General features: G+C 66.5%; 14 protein-coding genes. 6 read left to right on the top strand and 8 right to left on the bottom strand.

Annotated elements, in window-relative coordinates:
• Positions 1–2 precede the first annotated feature (2 nt).
• The gene (locus G6N20_RS16450) at positions 3–971 is read left to right on the top strand and encodes an NADPH:quinone oxidoreductase family protein (RefSeq protein ID WP_083046763.1); all 969 of its coding nucleotides are present in this window, start codon (positions 3–5) and stop codon (positions 969–971) included.
• A gap of 19 nt (positions 972–990) precedes the next feature.
• Here the strand turns inward: G6N20_RS16450 and G6N20_RS16445 are convergent, their stop codons facing one another.
• From G6N20_RS16445 to G6N20_RS16430, 4 genes are all read right to left on the bottom strand, one after another.
• Positions 991–2,703 carry a PE family protein gene (locus G6N20_RS16445; RefSeq protein WP_163663102.1) on the bottom strand — a complete coding sequence of 571 codons (1,713 nt, stop codon included), beginning with the start codon at positions 2,701–2,703 and terminating at the stop codon, positions 991–993.
• A 208-nt stretch (positions 2,704–2,911) separates the two neighbouring features.
• Positions 2,912–4,555: a PE family protein gene (locus G6N20_RS16440; RefSeq protein ID WP_083046765.1), complete on the bottom strand. Its 1,644-nt coding sequence runs from the start codon at positions 4,553–4,555 to the stop codon at positions 2,912–2,914.
• Between the two features lie 112 nt (positions 4,556–4,667).
• Entirely contained in the window at positions 4,668–5,492 is an 825-nt protein-coding gene (locus G6N20_RS16435) for a tyrosine-protein phosphatase (protein WP_083046766.1), read from the bottom strand.
• Positions 5,485–6,705: an acyl-CoA dehydrogenase family protein gene (locus G6N20_RS16430; RefSeq protein ID WP_142271927.1), complete on the bottom strand. Its 1,221-nt coding sequence runs from the start codon at positions 6,703–6,705 to the stop codon at positions 5,485–5,487. Before G6N20_RS16430 ends, G6N20_RS16435 begins: the two co-directional genes overlap by 8 nt.
• A 210-nt stretch (positions 6,706–6,915) precedes the next feature.
• On the opposite strand from G6N20_RS16430, the gene G6N20_RS16425 reads away from it, so the two are divergent.
• From G6N20_RS16425 to G6N20_RS16415, 3 genes are all read left to right on the top strand, one after another.
• Positions 6,916–8,040, top strand: a complete 1,125-nt coding sequence (locus tag G6N20_RS16425) for a Re/Si-specific NAD(P)(+) transhydrogenase subunit alpha (RefSeq protein ID WP_083046767.1) — start codon at positions 6,916–6,918, stop codon at positions 8,038–8,040.
• 204 nt (positions 8,041–8,244) lie between these two features.
• Entirely contained in the window at positions 8,245–8,625 is a 381-nt protein-coding gene (locus G6N20_RS16420) for an NAD(P) transhydrogenase subunit alpha (protein WP_083046768.1), read from the top strand.
• Positions 8,622–10,046 carry an NAD(P)(+) transhydrogenase (Re/Si-specific) subunit beta gene (locus G6N20_RS16415; RefSeq protein WP_083046769.1) on the top strand — a complete coding sequence of 475 codons (1,425 nt, stop codon included), beginning with the start codon at positions 8,622–8,624 and terminating at the stop codon, positions 10,044–10,046. The genes G6N20_RS16420 and G6N20_RS16415 overlap by 4 nt, the downstream gene beginning before the upstream one ends.
• Before the next feature lie 4 nt (positions 10,047–10,050).
• Here the strand turns inward: G6N20_RS16415 and G6N20_RS16410 are convergent, their stop codons facing one another.
• Complete coding sequence (locus G6N20_RS16410) at positions 10,051–10,176, bottom strand: hypothetical protein (RefSeq protein WP_142271918.1); 126 nt, start codon at positions 10,174–10,176, stop codon at positions 10,051–10,053.
• Positions 10,177–10,313: 137 nt separating this feature from the next.
• Between G6N20_RS16410 and G6N20_RS16405 the strand changes: the two genes are divergently transcribed.
• A complete protein-coding gene (locus G6N20_RS16405; protein WP_083046770.1) occupies positions 10,314–10,937 on the top strand; it encodes a TetR family transcriptional regulator in 624 nt (207 codons plus the stop codon).
• A gap of 5 nt (positions 10,938–10,942) precedes the next feature.
• On the opposite strand, the gene G6N20_RS16400 is transcribed toward G6N20_RS16405, so the two are convergent.
• The 3 genes from G6N20_RS16400 to G6N20_RS16390 all read right to left on the bottom strand — a co-directional run bounded on the left by G6N20_RS16400 (position 10,943) and on the right by G6N20_RS16390 (position 14,938).
• Positions 10,943–12,451 carry a PE family protein gene (locus G6N20_RS16400; protein WP_083046788.1) on the bottom strand — a complete coding sequence of 503 codons (1,509 nt, stop codon included), beginning with the start codon at positions 12,449–12,451 and terminating at the stop codon, positions 10,943–10,945.
• A 133-nt stretch (positions 12,452–12,584) separates the two neighbouring features.
• Entirely contained in the window at positions 12,585–13,487 is a 903-nt protein-coding gene (locus G6N20_RS16395; protein ID WP_083046771.1) for an alpha/beta hydrolase, read from the bottom strand.
• Between the two features lie 83 nt (positions 13,488–13,570).
• Complete coding sequence (locus G6N20_RS16390; protein WP_163663099.1) at positions 13,571–14,938, bottom strand: HNH endonuclease signature motif containing protein; 1,368 nt, start codon at positions 14,936–14,938, stop codon at positions 13,571–13,573.
• Between the two features lie 400 nt (positions 14,939–15,338).
• On the opposite strand from G6N20_RS16390, the gene G6N20_RS16385 reads away from it, so the two are divergent.
• Positions 15,339–16,085 carry a glucose 1-dehydrogenase gene (locus G6N20_RS16385; protein WP_083045817.1) on the top strand — a complete coding sequence of 249 codons (747 nt, stop codon included), beginning with the start codon at positions 15,339–15,341 and terminating at the stop codon, positions 16,083–16,085.
• Positions 16,086–16,087 lie beyond the last annotated feature (2 nt).

Below are 16,087 nucleotides of genomic sequence, written 5' to 3'. Positions count from 1 at the left end.
AAATGAAAGCCTGTGTCGTCCAAGAGCTTTCCGGTCCATCCGGCATGGTGTACACCGACATCGATGACGTTACCGGTGATGGTGACAAGGTCGTCATCGACGTTCGGGCTGCCGGTGTGTGCTATCCGGATCTGCTGCTGAGCAAGGGCGAGTATCAACTGAAGTTGTCACCGCCGTTCGTGCCCGGCATGGAAACGTCCGGTGTGGTGCTTTCCGCACCAGTCAAGTCGGGTTTCCGTGTGGGCGAGCGTGTTTCGTCGTTCGGTGTGCTCGGCGGCTATGCCGAGCAGGTGGCCGTTCCGGTGACCAACGTGGTGCGCAGCCCCTCCGAACTCGATGATGCCGAGTCGGTTTCGTTGTTGGTGAACTACAACACCATGTACTTCGCGCTGGCTCGTCGCGCCGCGATGCGGCCAGGTGACTCGGTGTTGGTTTTGGGCGCTGCCGGAGGGGTGGGCACCGCGGCCGTTCAGCTCGCCAAGGCGATGTGCGCCAGCCAGGTGATCGCCGTGGTGCGCCGCGAAAGTGCCATCGACTATGTCTCCGCGCTTGGCGCCGACGTGGTGCTCGCGTTGGGCGAGGGCTGGGTCGAGCAGGTGTATGAGCACACCAACGGGCAGGGGGTGGACATCGTCGTCGATCCCGTCGGCGGTGCGGTCTTCGACGACGCGATTCGCGTGCTGGCGATCGACGGCAAGTTGCTGGTGATCGGCTTTGCGGCGGGCGAAGTTCCCACGCTCGCGGTGAGCCGCCTGCTGCTGCGCAACATCAGCGTGGTGGGCGTCGCGTGGGGCGAATACCTCAACAAGGTCCCTGGTTCGGCCGCCCTGTTCTCTTGGGGCCTGAGTCAGCTGGTCTTTTTGGGGCTGAGACCCCCTCCGCCGCAACGTTATCCGTTGTCCGAAGCGCCGACCGCATTGCAGAGCCTGGACGACGGGGGGGTGCTGGGCAAGCTCGTGCTCGAGCCGTGAGCGCACTCGCACGGGCTCGCTAGCCGAGCTGGGCAATCGATTCGGCGGCATTGAACAACACCAGGAACTCGAAACCGCCGGCGATTGTCACCAATGCGGCGCCGGCGGCGATCGGATGCCCAATCGCGTTGACCAGTCCGATGGGGTCACCGGTCGCCGCCTGGGCGATCCCGTCCAGGAAGAGATTGACGCCATAGGACGGCACGCTGGTCAGCAGGGAATTCGCGATGTCCGCCGTCGGCAGCGCCACCGCGTAGCCGGTCGCGGCCGCATCGCTAATGGTGTTGGCGATATTGGTGTTCGCCGCCTTCAGCGCACCGATGAAGCTGACGAGCGATAAGCCCGTGGGCGCCGGTGTGCTGGGCAGCGTCCACGGTATCGGCAGGCCGCCGGTTTGCGAAAGGTCCGGCAGCGACGGGCTGGGCGGCGATGTCGGCGCCATGGCGCTGAGGTCGCGCCCGAACGCGTTGACGCCCTGTTGGGTGCCGCTGAGCATATCCCCGGCGAAGGTTATCGGGTTGATCGAGGGGAACAGCCCGAACGGCGTGGGCACATCGGCATAGTCGGTCGAATAGCCATAGTGGGGGTCGCCATAGCCCAGGTTGACCAGATAGGTCAAATTCGGTTCGACCAGATTCGCCAAGGGATTGCCGAGCACCGGGACGGCCCGCAGCGGGTGCAGCAGCGGCAGACCGGGATAGGTGATCATGTAGTAGTGCTCGAGGCCGTTGTTGGTCGGGGATACCGGCAACTCGACAAGGTTGTAGCCGGGGGGCAGGTTGTTCGGATCCAAACCCGCGTAGGCGGTGTGCACGAACTCGATGCCGGCCATCGCGTTGAGCACCGACAAGACATTGAGCGGGTAGCGCGGGAAGTCGGCGAATCCGTCGTATTGCAGCGTGTACGAGCTCAGCGGGTAGCCGGTGTTCGACGGTGTCGCCCCGTAGAACTCCATACCCAGCGCCGGCATGGATAGACCGGGGAATCGTGCCAGCAGGCCGCCGTTGGGATTCATCGGGTTGGCCAACAGGGTGAAGCTGAGCTTGTCCGTATTCGGGCTACCCAGGGCTGCGAGGTGGCGCATCTCCAGCGAGGAGATGATCGAGCTTTGCGAGTATCCCAACACGCCAACGCTTTGTCCCTGCGCGGTGATCAGCCCCTGGGGTCCAAAGAGTGCGAGATCGAGGACCTCTACGCCCCGCGCGACCGACACGTTAGCCAGCAAGTCCTTGATTCCGGTAACCGGATAGAAGCCCTCGGGCGTGTCCAGGGGCAACGATGCGCCGGTCACCGGAGAGTTGGCGGCGATGTAGGGGAGGACGCCGGCCATCCACTCCACGCTCGGAATCGGCGTGCCGCTGCCGCTCATGATCAGCGCCACGTCGTAGGTCGCCGCCAAGGGCGCCCCGATCGCGGGCCCGCCACCAAGCACGCTCGCCACCGCCGCCGCGTTAGCGGCTTCGGCCGCCGCGTAGGCGCTCCCGGCGGCGGCCAACGCCTGCACGAATTTCTCGTGGAACGCCATCGCTTCGCCGATGACCGCGTGCCATTGCTGGGCATAGGCGCCAAAGAGCCTCGCGGCCGCCGCCGACACCTCGTCGGCGGCGGCCGCCACCAATCCGGTCGTCGGGCCCGCCGCGGCCGCGTTGGCCTCGGCGATTGCCGAGCGAATTCCTGCCACCGTCGCCGCGGTCTCTACGAGGAGCTGCGGTTGCGTCGCCAGGTATGTCATCAGCCAATTCCGTTCTCAACTGGGGCTTTCGCTGTGCTACCGACGCTATTGTGTTCCCGATGACCTGGCGAAGCTAACCATCAGCGAAGCCTGGCACCAGTCAGCGTAGATCGGTCTTGCCTTTCATGGTGCGGAAACCTGCGAGCTTCCCGGCCACTAGAAGTAGCGATGTAGAGCGGCGTCAAGGCCTTTCGCCCGGCCGCCCAAGCTAGAAGGTGAGGGCTTGCAGCTGCTGGATGTTGTCCATGATTGTGACCGCGACCGCGATGAACTCGATCAAACCGCCCAGTGAGACCAGTCCGACGGTGGCGGCAAGCGGGAATCCGATCGCGTTGACGAGGTTGCCCTGCAGCAGCTGGTTCAAGAACAGGGTGAGGTTGTAGGCGGGCAGGGTGGTAAGAAACGCCGTGGTGACATCTGCCGTGGGAAGCAGGACCGCGTAGTCGGTCGATATGACAGCTGCGAAGGTGTTGACGATATTGAGCGGCGTCGCGGGCACCGAGGGTGGCGGCGCCGGCGCGAGCGCCTGCACATATGGCGGCATGGCGGGAGCCGCGATCGTGGGCAGGGTGGTCAGCGCTGCCGGCAGCGCAACCGCGAAATCCTGGATGCCTTGCTGCGTTCCGGCGACCAGTGCATTGGCGATCACTTGCGGGGGAACGTCCGGCCACAAGCCGAACGGTGTGGGCACGTTCGCCGGGCTGGTCGAATAGCCAAAGTTCGGGTCGCCGTAGCCCAGATTGACGATCACCTCCAAATCCGGTTCGACCAGCGCCGCCAGGGGTGGGCCAATGACGGGGATTGCCCGCACCGGGGCCAGCAGCGGCAGATGCTCGGTTTCAATAATGAAGTACGTATTCGACGTCGTGCCCTGCGTCGGCAACAGCGTGGCCGACGCGATTTGTGCGGGCGTGAGGTCTGGATACTGGGTGTGGACGGTGAGGATCCCCATGAGTGCGTTGAGGTCGGAAACCACATTGAGGGGATAGCGCGGGAAGTCGGCGAAGCCGTCGTACTCGATCGTGTAGGTGGTCGTCGTGTACGGATTGTCCGGGGTTGCCCCGTAGAACGGCAAGCCGAGGGACGGGATGTTCAGACCGGGGAACCGCGCAAGGATGCCACCGTTGGGATTCATCTCATTGCCGGTCAGGATGAAACTGAGCTGACTCTGATAGGGAGCACCTTCGGAAATGAGGCGTTGCATTTCCAGTGACGCGATGACGGCGCTTTGCGAGTAGCCGAACACCGTGACGTTGTTTCCAGCGGCGATTTCTTCCATGATCGCGCTGTTGAGAATGGTGAGGCCCTCATCAACCGATATACGCAAGGGCAGGCTTTTGACTCCGGTGATCGGGTAGAGCTCTTCGGGTGTGAACAGCGCTCTGACGACAGGATTCATCACCACAGGGTCGATGAATAACGTCGTGATGGCGTTTAGGTAACCCGGCGTGGGTATCGGCATTCCGGTACCACCCATGATGATCGCCGTGTTCTGGGCGAGGGGCGGTACTGCCGGCGACGGGGTCGGCGCCAGGAGCCCACCGGCGGCCCCTTGCACCAGCGCGGCCGCATTGCTGGCCTCGGCATTGATGTAGGCGTTGGCGGCCGCCGTCAAGTTCTGGACGAACTGGTTGTGAAACGCGGCAAGTTGCGCGCTGATCGCTTGGTACTGCTGGCCGTAAGCGCCAAACACGTTCGCGATGGCCACGGACACCTCGTCGGCGGCGGCGGCCAGCAGGCTGGTCGTCGGGGCCGCCGCGGCAGCGGTGGCCTCGCTGACCGCCGAGCCGATGCCGGCGAACTCGGCGGCCGCCGCCGCCATCAGCGACGGCTGCGCGAATGTGAACGTCAACGCCTCATCCTTCCTGGCGCCGGAACCCGCTTGCGGGTTTGCTAAGGCGTATTCGTTGAGGGTAAGGCGATTTCGTGGCGGTGTCTGGCCTTTAGACCGACTTCATATCGGTTCAGCGCAGCAACGCGCCGCGCAACCGGTCCATGTCGGCGTCGCTGATTCCCGCGTCGCGCAGGTAACCCCGCAGCGATCCGTACGTTTCGTCGATCGCCTGCCACGCCGCGGCCAGGTACTCCGCCCGGACGCCGAGCACCCCGTCAGACAGCCGGGCCTTGGTGAACGTCACGACTTCCGGCGTCAGTTCGGCGTCGGAGCGCTGCCGGATCATCTCGGTGATCCGGTTCCGCAGCTGCGGCACGGCGTCGTTGCTCCGCAGGTAGTCGGCCAGAATGACGTCGCGGTCCAGACCGACCGCCGCCAACACGATCGCGACCACGAAACCGGTGCGGTCCTTGCCGGCAAAGCAGTGGGTGAGCACCGGGCGCCCGGCGGCCAGCAGCATGAACACCCGATGCACCGCGCGCTGCGCACCGGTGCGGGTAGGGAATTGGCGGTATTCGTCGGTCATGTAGCGGGCAGCGGTCTCCTCAATGGACTCGCCGGGCTCGTCGGGTTCGCGATCGGTCAGGAGCCGTGTGAAGGCGGTTTCGTGCGGTGCCGCGTCGCCGGTGGCGTCCTGGTCATCGGCAAGGTCGGGGAAGGGCAGCCGGTGGATGTCGATGCCGTCGGGCACCTGTCCGGGTCCGCGGCGGGCGACCTCCCGGGACGAGCGCAGGTCGGCGACGTCGGTGATGCCCAGCCGGCGCAACGTGGCGCGCCCGTGCTCGTCGAGGCGGCTCAGCTCGCTGGAGCGGAACAGCCGTCCCGGGCGCAGCGCCGCGGTGGCGTGGGCGACGTCCCGAAAGTTCCACGCTCCGGGCAGCTCGAGGTCAACCATCTCGGGTGACGGCGGCGGCCAACGCGGACTGCTCCCGGTCCAGTTCGGCGCGGGCAATGGATCGCAGGTGCACCTCGTCGGGTCCGTCGAAGATCCGCATGGCGCGATGCCAGCCGTACAGCCGGGCCAGCGGGGTGTCGTCGCTGACGCCGGCGGCCCCGTGCACCTGGATCGCGCGGTCGATGACGTCGCAGGCAACCCGTGGGGCCACCGCTTTGATCATCGCGACCAGGTGGCGCGCCGCCTTGTTGCCGTGCCGGTCGATCGTCCACGCCGCCTTCTCACACAACAGCCTGGCTTGGTCGATCTCGTTGCGGGACTTGGCGATTGCCTGCTGAATGACGCCCTGTTCGGCCAGCGGGCGGCCGAACGCCACCCGGCTGCGCGCCCGATCCACCATGAGCGCCAGCGCGCGTTCGGCCCCGCCGAGCGCCCGCATGCAGTGGTGGATGCGGCCCGGCCCCAGCCGGGCCTGGGCGATCGCGAAGCCGCTGCCCTCGTCGCCGAGCAGGTTGCTGGCCGGCACCCGAACGTTGTCGTAGACGATCTCGCAGTGGCCGTGCCGGTCCTGCCAGCCGAACACCGGCGTGGAGCGCACGATCGTCACCCCGGGGGTGTCGATCGGGACCAGGACCATCGACTGCTGCAGGTGAGCGGCCGCCCCGGGGTTGGTGCGGCCCATCACGATGAGGATTTTGCAGCGCGGGTCCGCCGCCCCCGATGTCCACCACTTACGGCCGTTGATCACGTAGTCGGCGCCGTCGCGCGCGATGGTGGTTTCGATGTTGCGCGCATCGCTGCTGGCCACGGCCGGCTCGGTCATCGAAAAGGCGCTGCGGATCTGGCCGTCGAGCAGTGGCCGCAGCCAGCGGGTTCGTTGCTCGTCGGTGCCGAAGAGGTGCAGGATCTCCATGTTCCCGGTGTCGGGAGCCGCACAGTTGAGCGCCTCGGGCGCGATGTCCAGGCTCCAACCGGTCAGCTCGGCCAACGGCGCGTACTCCAGATTGGTCAGCCCCGATTCCGTCGGCAGGAACAGGTTCCACAGACCACGTTCCTTGGCCTTGATTTTCAGTTCCTCGATGATCGGCGGCACGGTGTGGTCACCCGGGCCCGCCTGATGGCGGTGGCGGTGGTACTCGGCTTCCGCGGGGAAGACATGCTCGGTCATGAAGTCGGACAGCCGCTTGTGGTAGTCGATGGCCCTGGCCGACATCGCGAAGTCCATTCCGCCACGATAGGACACGTGCTGTGCGGTGCCCGCGGACATATCGGCCGTGACATGTGCATCACGCACACGACACGCCGCCGGGTCTCGCCGTGGCTGATAAGTTCGCGGCCGGCGGGTCTGCTGGCCGCCCGGCCGATCGGGATAGGGTGTCTGAGCAATCCATCACAGTTAGCAAGGAAAGTAGATGTACGCGCTATGACAGCAGCGCAGACGACCGTTGGGGTGGTGGCCGAATCAGGGCCGGAGGAGCGGCGGGTTGCGCTGGTCCCGAAGGCGGTGGCGTCGCTGGTGAACAGCGGTGTGACGGTCGTGGTCGAGGCGGGTGCGGGTGAGCGGGCGCTGCTTCCCGACGAGCTCTACACCGAGGCCGGCGCCAGCATCGGGGACGCGTGGGCGGCCGACATCGTCGTCAAGGTCGCACCGCCGACCGCCGATGAGGTCGCCCGGTTGCGCAGCGGGCAGACATTGATCGGCTTCCTGGCGCCGCGCAACGCCGACAACTCGATCGGCGCGCTGAGGGCGGCCGGGGTGCAGGCGTTTGCCCTTGAAGCCATTCCACGGATCTCGCGCGCACAGGTGATGGACGCGTTGTCGTCGCAAGCCAACGTGGCCGGCTACAAGGCTGTGCTGCTCGCGGCCTCGGAATCGACGCGGTTCTTCCCGATGCTGACCACCGCGGCGGGCACGGTGAAGCCGGCCACGGTGCTGGTGCTCGGAGTCGGCGTGGCGGGGCTGCAGGCGCTGGCGACGGCCAAGCGGCTGGGCGCGCGGACCACCGGTTACGACGTGCGGCCCGAGGTGGCCGACCAGGTCCGGTCGGTGGGTGCGCAGTGGCTGGATGTCGGCATCTCGGCCGCCGGTGCGGGCGGGTACGCCCGTGAGCTGACCGAGGACGAACGGGCGCAGCAGCAGAAAGCGCTGGAAGAGGCGATCAGCGGGTTTGACGTGGTGATCACCACCGCGCTCGTTCCCGGCAAGCCCGCGCCGCGGCTGGTGACCGCCGCGGCGGTACAAGCGATGAAGCCCGGCAGCGTGGTGGTGGATCTGGCCGGCGAAGCCGGCGGCAACTGCGAACTCACCGAACCCGGGCGGACGGTGGTCAAGCATGGTGTCACTATCGCGGCGCCGTTGAACCTGCCCTCGACGATGCCCGAGCACGCCAGCGAGCTTTACAGCAAGAACATCACAGCGTTACTGGATCTACTGATCAAGGACGGCAAGCTGACCCCGGACTTTGCCGACGACGTCATCGCGGAGTCGTGTGTGACCCGCGCCGGCGACGATGCAGAGCGAAGCGATGCGGAGGAGCGGCGCCAATGACCGGGGCCGGCGACGATGCAGAGCGAAGCGATGCGGAGGAGCGGCGCCAATGACCGGGGCCGGCGACGATGCAGAGCGAAGCGATGCGGAGGAGCGGCGCCAATGACCGGGGCCGGCGACGATGCAGAGCGAAGCGATGCGGAGGAGCGGCGCCAATGACCGGGGCCGGCGACGATGCACAGGACCGAGAGGACACCGACGAAGATGTATGACGAGCTGTTGGCCAACCTGGCGATTCTGGTGTTATCCGGATTCGTCGGGTTCGCGGTGATCTCCAAGGTGCCCAACACGTTGCACACCCCACTGATGTCGGGGACCAACGCCATCCACGGCATTGTGGTGCTCGGCGCCTTGGTGGTGTTCGGGCGGGTCGAGCATCCGTCGATCGCCGTGCAGACCATCCTGTTCGTCGCGGTGGTATTCGGCACGCTGAACGTCATCGGTGGGTTCATCGTCACCGACCGGATGCTCGGGATGTTCAAGAGCAGGAAGCCGGCCGGCCAAGCGAAGCCCGGGTACGACACGGGAGGGGCAGCGGCGCGGACGGGACAGTCGAGCCCAGCCGAGGAGCCGGCGGCGAAATGAGCTACACCGTCCTCGTCCTCTACGTCATCTCGTTCTCGCTGTTCATCTACGGGTTGATGGGCCTGACCGGGCCCAAGACGGCGGTGCGCGGCAACCTGATCGCCGCGGGAGGGATGACGATCGCCGTGGCGGCCACGCTGATCACGATCCGGCATACCAGCCAGTGGCCGCTGATCATTGCCGGCCTGCTGGTGGGTGTGTTGTTGGGGGTGCCGCCGGCGCGGCTGACCAGAATGACCGCCATGCCACAGCTGGTGGCGTTCTTCAATGGCGTCGGTGGTGGCACGGTGGCGCTCATCGCGCTGTCGGAGTTCATCCAGACCGCGGGCTTTTCGGCGTTCCGGCACGGGGAATCGCCGACCGTGCACATCGTGGTCGCCTCGCTGTTCGCCGCGATCATCGGGTCGATCTCGTTTTGGGGGTCGATCATCGCGTTCGGCAAGTTGCAGGAAATCATTTCTGGCAAACCGATCGGCCTGGGTAAGGCGCAGCAGCCGATCAACATCCTGCTGTTGATCGCGGCCATCGCCGCCGCGGTGGTCATCGGCGTGCACGCGCATCCCGGCACGGGCGGGGCGTCGTTGTGGTGGATGATCGGTCTGCTGGTGGCCGCCGGCGTGCTGGGCCTCATGGTGGTGTTGCCGATCGGCGGCGCGGACATGCCGGTGGTCATCTCGATGCTGAACGCGATGACCGGATTGTCCGCCGCGGCGGCGGGTCTAGCGCTGAATAACACCGCGATGATCGTGGCGGGCATGATCGTCGGCGCATCCGGCTCGATCCTTACCAACCTGATGGCCAAGGCGATGAATCGGTCCATTCCCGCGATCGTCGCCGGCGGCTTCGGCGGCGGTGGCGTGGCCCCCAGCGATGACGGCGGCGGGCAAAAGCACGTCAAGTCCACGTCGGCCGCCGACGCCGCGATTCAGATGGCCTACGCCAATCAGGTGATCGTGGTGCCGGGCTACGGCCTGGCCGTCGCGCAGGCGCAGCACGCCGTCAAGGATCTGGCCAGCCTGCTCGAAGACCGCGGCGTGCCGGTGAAATACGCGATCCACCCGGTCGCCGGGCGCATGCCCGGCCACATGAATGTCCTACTCGCCGAGGCTGAAGTCGATTACGACGCGATGAAGGACATGGACGATATCAACGACGAGTTCGCCCGCACCGATGTCACCGTCGTGATCGGCGCCAACGACGTCACCAACCCGGCGGCTCGCAACGATGCGTCCAGCCCGATCTACGGCATGCCCATCCTCAACGTGGACAAGTCCAAGTCGGTCATCGTGCTGAAGCGGTCGATGAACTCCGGGTTTGCTGGCATCGACAACCCGCTGTTCTATGCCGAAGGCACCACCATGCTGTTCGGCGACGCCAAGAAATCGGTGACCGAGGTCGCCGAGGAACTCAAGGCTCTCTAACTTGTCAGACCGGTGGATACGCCGGTGGCGGGTATCCACTGCCGGACTCGACGCCCCGGATACCCCAGGTTAGGTAGTTGAAGAAGAACTCGATCTCGTCGCTGAAGTCGTAGTCAGGACTCGGGTCCATGCGCTTCACCTTCTCCTCGACTCGCGACGTGGTCCGCCACGGAGTCTAGCCTTATCCGCGTCGCGGCAACAGGCGGCCACGGCCGTAAACTGTCCAACCAGTTGATTGGTACCCGGCTGCGACGATTGAGAGGACCGATGTCATCCGAAAGTGGCCTTTCGCGCCGTCAGGAGTTGCTGACCGTTGCCACCAAGCTGTTCGCGGCGCGTGGCTATCATGGCACCCGGATGGACGACGTCGCCGATGTCATCGGGCTGAACAAGGCCACCGTTTACCACTACTACGCCAGCAAGTCGCTGATCCTCTTCGACATCTACCGCGAGGCCGCCGAGGGCACCCTGGCCGCCGTGCACGACGACCCGTCCTGGACGGCCCGCGAAGCGCTGTACCAGTACACCGTGCGGCTGCTCACCGGGATCGCGAGCAATCCGGAGCGGGCCGCGGTGTACTTCCAGGAGCAGCCCTACATCACCGAGTGGTTCACCGCCGAACAGGTCGCCGAGGTCCGGGAGAAGGAGGCTCAGGTCTTCGAGCATGTGCGCGGCCTGATCGACCGGGGGATCGCCAGCGGCGAGTTCTACGAGTGCGACTCGCATGTGGTGGCATTGGGCTACATCGGGATGACGCTGGGCAGTTACCGCTGGCTGCGTCCGAGCGGCCGGCGCACGGCCAAGGAAATCGCCGCCGAGTTCAGCACCGCGTTGTTGCGTGGCCTGATCCGCGACGAGTCCATCCGCACGCACTCCCCGCTGGGACCTTAGCGCCGTTACGGAATCATCGGCGGCGGGATGAGTTCGAGGATGTCCCCGAGACCGCCGCTGAGCACAGAAAGCAGCGTCACCTGCGGTTGGCCGAAGTAGAAGTGCAGTCCCGGGTTGATGGACGGCACCCACGGGTAGGTGTCCGGGAACCATTCCGGCCCGAGCAACCCGGCCTCGACCCCAATCTCCACGACGGCACCGTAGGGCGCCTGCAGACTGCCCTTGATCAGGTAGTAGGTGACGGCGAACGGGTTGGGTATCGAGAACAGCCCGGCCGGGGTGGGAATGTCGGCGTACATGCCGCCCGGTCCGTAGTCGGCGTAGCCCAGGTCGACCAGCACCCGCAGCTGCGGCTGGAACAGATCGGCGATAGGGGGACCGGCGTAGGGGATGGCCCGAATCGGCTCGAGCAGTGGCAGGTTCTGCGTCAGGAACATGTAGTACTGGGTGTTGCCGGTATAGCCCGGCGACGTCGGCAACAGCACCGCGTCGTCGAGCTGGTTGGCCATGAGATCCGGGTAGCTGCCATGCACGAAGAAGTAGCCCATGAAGGCGTTGATGTCCGACAGGATGTGCAGCGGGTATTGCGGCGCGTGCGCGATCCCGTCGTACTGGGCGGTGTAAATGTAGGTCTCGTATGGGGTATTCGCCGGGGTGGCACCGTTGAACGGCACGTCCAAGAACGGGATGTAGAAACCGGGGAAACGGGCGAGCAGCCCGCCGACGGGATTGTTGCCGCTGCCGATCATCACGAAAGCCAGGTCGTCGGCATTGGGCGCACCCATCGCCATCAGCGAATTGATGTAGTTGTTGATGATCGTGGCGCTTTGCGAGTAGCCGAAAGCGACGACGTTCTGGTTCGCAGCCAATTCGGCGTTGACCGCGTTGCGAAGCAGGGTTACGCCTTCGGTGACGGACTGGTTGAACGTCATGTTGCCGAGATCGGGTGTGACGGGCCAGAACTGCTCGGGTGTGAACAACCCTTTCGCGAAGGCTCCCGGGAAGAGCGGCTGGATGAACTTGGTGTTGATGTCCGCCACGTATTCGAGGCCGGGCTCCGGGTTGTTGGTGCCGCCCAGGATCAGCGCGACGACCGGGTCGGCCAGCAGGGCCGAGCGCAGCGAACCTGCCGCGCTGATGCCGCTGGACCCAGCGGCGCCGACCGGCGCCGAGCCCAACAACGACTGGATCGGCGCGGCCAGCGCCGTCGAGGCGCCGGTGACCAGGGCCGCGTTGGCGGCCTCGGCCTGCGCGTAGGCGCCGCCCGCGGCGGCCAACGCCTGGGTGAACTGGCTGTGAAACACGCCGGCCTGCTGGACGGCTGCCTGATACTCCTGGGCGTATGCGCTGAACAGCGCCGCGGCCGCCGCCGACACCTCATCGCCGGCCGCGGCCAGCAGACAGGACGTGGGGCCCGCCGCGGCCGCATTGGCCGCGGCGAGTGTGGCGGCGATGCCCTCCACCTCAGTGGCCGCAGCCGCCAACATCTCGGGGGCCGTGAGCACGTGCGACATCACCGCGTCCTTCCCGACAAACCGGGCGCATCCCGGGTCAAACGGGATCGACCCGCTACCGCGGGTATGAGGTATCTACCGAGAGTAGAGCGCTCCCGCCGGCACGTCCGGCGTTTGGACAAGCTTCTTAGCCTCAGCCGGCGGGCTTGAGGTGTTTGTCGAGGAAGGCGAGTTGGTCGGCGACGACCCGCTCGAAGGCGTCGTCGAAGTAAATGGCGAAATGCCCGTCGGGATACGTCTTGACCTCACCGCGGGGGGCCATGGCCGCATAGCGCAGGGTCGGTCCGGCGGGTGCCACCGAGTCGGTTTCGCACACGCAGAACAGGATTGGGCAGCCGACCTTCGCGGCGCGTTGGCCCGGACGGTAGCCGAGGACCTTGATCCCGATGCGGGCGGCGACCTCGTTGCGCAACTCCACGCCGTCGGGCACCAGCCTCAGGTAGCCCGGGTAGGCGTCGGGTGCGGTCATCAACGCAACCTCCCCCGGATTGCCCGCGGTGGGAATCATCACCGGAGGCCTTCCCGCCCAGGCCCCGACCAGGTCGCGCGCTGCCCGCATGGTGATGCGTGCGACGGTCACCGGGTTGATCGCCCGCACGGAGGCAATGCCGTCGGTGAACGGGCACTGCGCCACCGCGGCGGCGATACCCGGCAGCCGCGCCGCCGTCGCGATCACATGGCCACCCCCAAAAGATGTGCCCCACAAGCCGATTCGGTCATGATCTACACCGGCGAGGGTGCGCGTATAGGCCACGGCGGCGGCCCAGTCGGCAAGTTGCATCCCGATGTCGAGCAACTGGCGCGGCCGGCCCTGGCTGTCGCCGAAATTGCGATAGTCGAACACCAGGCAGGCGTAGCCGGCCGCACAGAAGCGTTCGGCGTAGGCGTCCAACCGCATGGTGCGCACCGCGCCCAGGCCGTGCGCCATCACCAGCAGCGGAGCGGCATCGCTGGCCGGGCCGCCGGCCGGCCGGTACAGCCACGCGCTGATCCGGTCGTCACCGGACGTGAACCAGACATCCTCGCGCCGGGTCATAGCGCCAATTCTGCCCGCCCGGACGTGATTGCAGAATCATCGACTAGCGTCTTCACAAGTCCGCACCCGAAGTTCGGGGGGATCTACGGACCGTCCTCGTCGTCTTCGTCGTGCAGGAGTTTTTCGGGGTGGACGTAGTTATTGGTGCGGGGTTGTCCATGGTCGAGGTGGGCGGGGGGAATCCACTCGGTGGTGCCGTCGCGGTGTTTGCGGGTGGCCCAGCCGCCGGTGGTGGCCAGTTTGTGGTGGGGGCCGCAGGCCTGGGTGAGGTTGTTGATGTCGGTCTTCCGGCACTGGGCGAAATCGGTCACATGGTGCACCTCGGTGAGATAGCCGGGCACATCGCAATTGGGAAAGGAGCAGCCGCGGTCCTTGCCGTACAACACGATTCGCTGGGCAGGGGAGGCCAGCCGCTTGGTGTGATAGAGCGCCAGCTCGCGGCCGTGGTCGAAGATGCGCAGGTAGTGGTGGGCGTGGGCGGCCAGCCGGATCACCTCGCTCATCGGCAGCAGGCTGCCCCCGCCGGTGAGCGCGTGCCCGGCAGCCGATTGCAACTCGGCCAGGCTGGTGGACACGATGATCGCCGCGGGCAGCCCGTTGTGTTGGCCCAGCTCCCCCGAGCACAGCAGCGCCCGCAGCCCGGCCTGCAGGCCGTCGTGGTTGCGCTGGGCGGTGCTGCGGGTGTCGGCGTCGATGGCGGCCTGTGACGGGGTGCCGCTGAGGCAGGGGGTGGGGTCGGCGGGGTTGGCCATGCCGGGGGCGCCCAGTTTGGCCAACACGGCATCGAGGGTGGCGCGGGCTTCGGGGGTCAGGTAGCCGGTGATCGCCGACATGCCGTCGGCGCCCTGCTTGCCGAGGATGATGCCGCGGCGGCGGGCCCGGTCGGTGTCGCTGAAATTGCCGTCGGGGTTGAGGCAGTCGGCGAGTTTGGCGGCCAGCTTGTGCAGCTGGTCGGGCCGAAACCGGCCACCCAACTGAGCCAGTTCGGCTTCGGCTTTCTCCCGGGTGGGCAGGTCCACCCCGCTGGGCAGCTGATGCAGAAAGGCGCGGATGATCCGCACATGGTCGGGTCCGAGACGCCCGGCGCGTTGGGCTTCGGCGGTGGCGGGCAGCAGCGGCGGCAGCACCTGGCCGGTCAGCGCGCGCCGCGGCCCCAGCTCGGCGGCCTCGCCGATGCGCCGGGCTGCTTCGCCGCGGGTGATGCGCAGCCGCTCGGCCAGCGCGAAGGGGAGTTTGCCGCCCAGCTCGCTCGGGTCGGCTTGGTCGGCGAGCCTGTTGATGAACGGGTGCTCGATCGCGGGCAGGCGGCGGCGCAGGGTTTCGCAGCGTTCCAGCATGGTCAGGCATTCGGGGGTGGTCAACACCTCGATCGACAACTCCAGCGCCCGGCCCAGGGCGGTGTCGAGGGCGTCGAACACCGCGACGATCCCCTCCCGGCTACTCGAATGCATGTTCGAATGCTATCACGCTTCGCCGACACACACCAGGGTTATCCACAGGCAAACGTGCCGTTGCGCAAGCGGTTTCAGTGGACAGTGGGATCGGAGTGGTTTTCGTGTACGCCCCCTGCCCGAGCCCGGCGCCGCGCCCCAGCAACGACGAGTTTCACCCGGCCCAATGCTCGTGAGCGAGTGGCGATTCGTTCAGCTGATCCCACCGGGCGCGCGTCCGGCAGGAAGCCGTCCATCAGCTTGGCGAATCGCTCACCATGGTTGCGTTCGAGGAATCCGTGCGCACGGTTTTCCCACACAGGCTTACCGATGATCTTCTGGACATGGTTACGCAGCCTTCGCATCAGGACCACACTGGACTTGCCAGCGATGATCGCCACTCAAGCCGGAAGGAGTCCCCGTGGGACGGGTTGACGGAAAGGTCGCGCTCATCAGCGGCGGCGCCCGGGGGATGGGTGCCGCACATGCGCGGCTGCTGGTGGAGGAGGGCGCAAAGGTGGTGATCGGCGACATCCTCGACGAGGAAGGCAAGGCGGTGGCCGAGCAGATCGGAGACGCCGCGCGATACGTTCACCTCGATGTGACCCAGCCCGATCGGTGGGACGCCGCGGTGGCGACGGCAACAGGCGAGTTCGGCAAGCTCGACGTGCTGGTCAACAACGCGGGCATGGTGGCGTACGGGCAACTGAAAGATTTCGATCTGGCCAAGTGGCAGAAGGTGATTGACGTGAACCTGACGGGGACGTTTCTAGGGATGCGCGCGGCCGTCGAGCCGATGACCGCGGCCGGGGGCGGCTCGATCATCAACGTGTCATCGGTCGAGGGGCTGCGCGGCACACCCGTGGTGCATCCCTACGTCGCGTCCAAGTGGGCGGTGCGCGGCCTGGCCAAGTCGGCCGCATTGGAGCTGGCGCCGCTCAACATCCGGGTCAACTCGATCCACCCGGGCTTCGTCCGTACCCCGATGACCGCCACGCTCCCGGAGGACATCCTCACCATCCCGCTCGGCCGCCCGGCCGAGCCGAGGGAGGTGTCGACCTTCGTGGTGTTCCTGGCCAGCGACGAATCCTCCTATGCGACCGGCAGTGAGTTCGTGATGGACGGCGGCCTGGTGTCCGACGTGCCGCACAAACAGCTGCGGTGGTGAGC

This window comes from Mycobacterium shinjukuense (assembly GCF_010730055.1).
Classification (GTDB): Bacteria; Actinomycetota; Actinomycetes; order Mycobacteriales; family Mycobacteriaceae; genus Mycobacterium; species Mycobacterium shinjukuense.
Note: the sequence above shows the minus strand (reverse complement) of the source record. Positions and strands in the feature narration are given on the sequence as shown.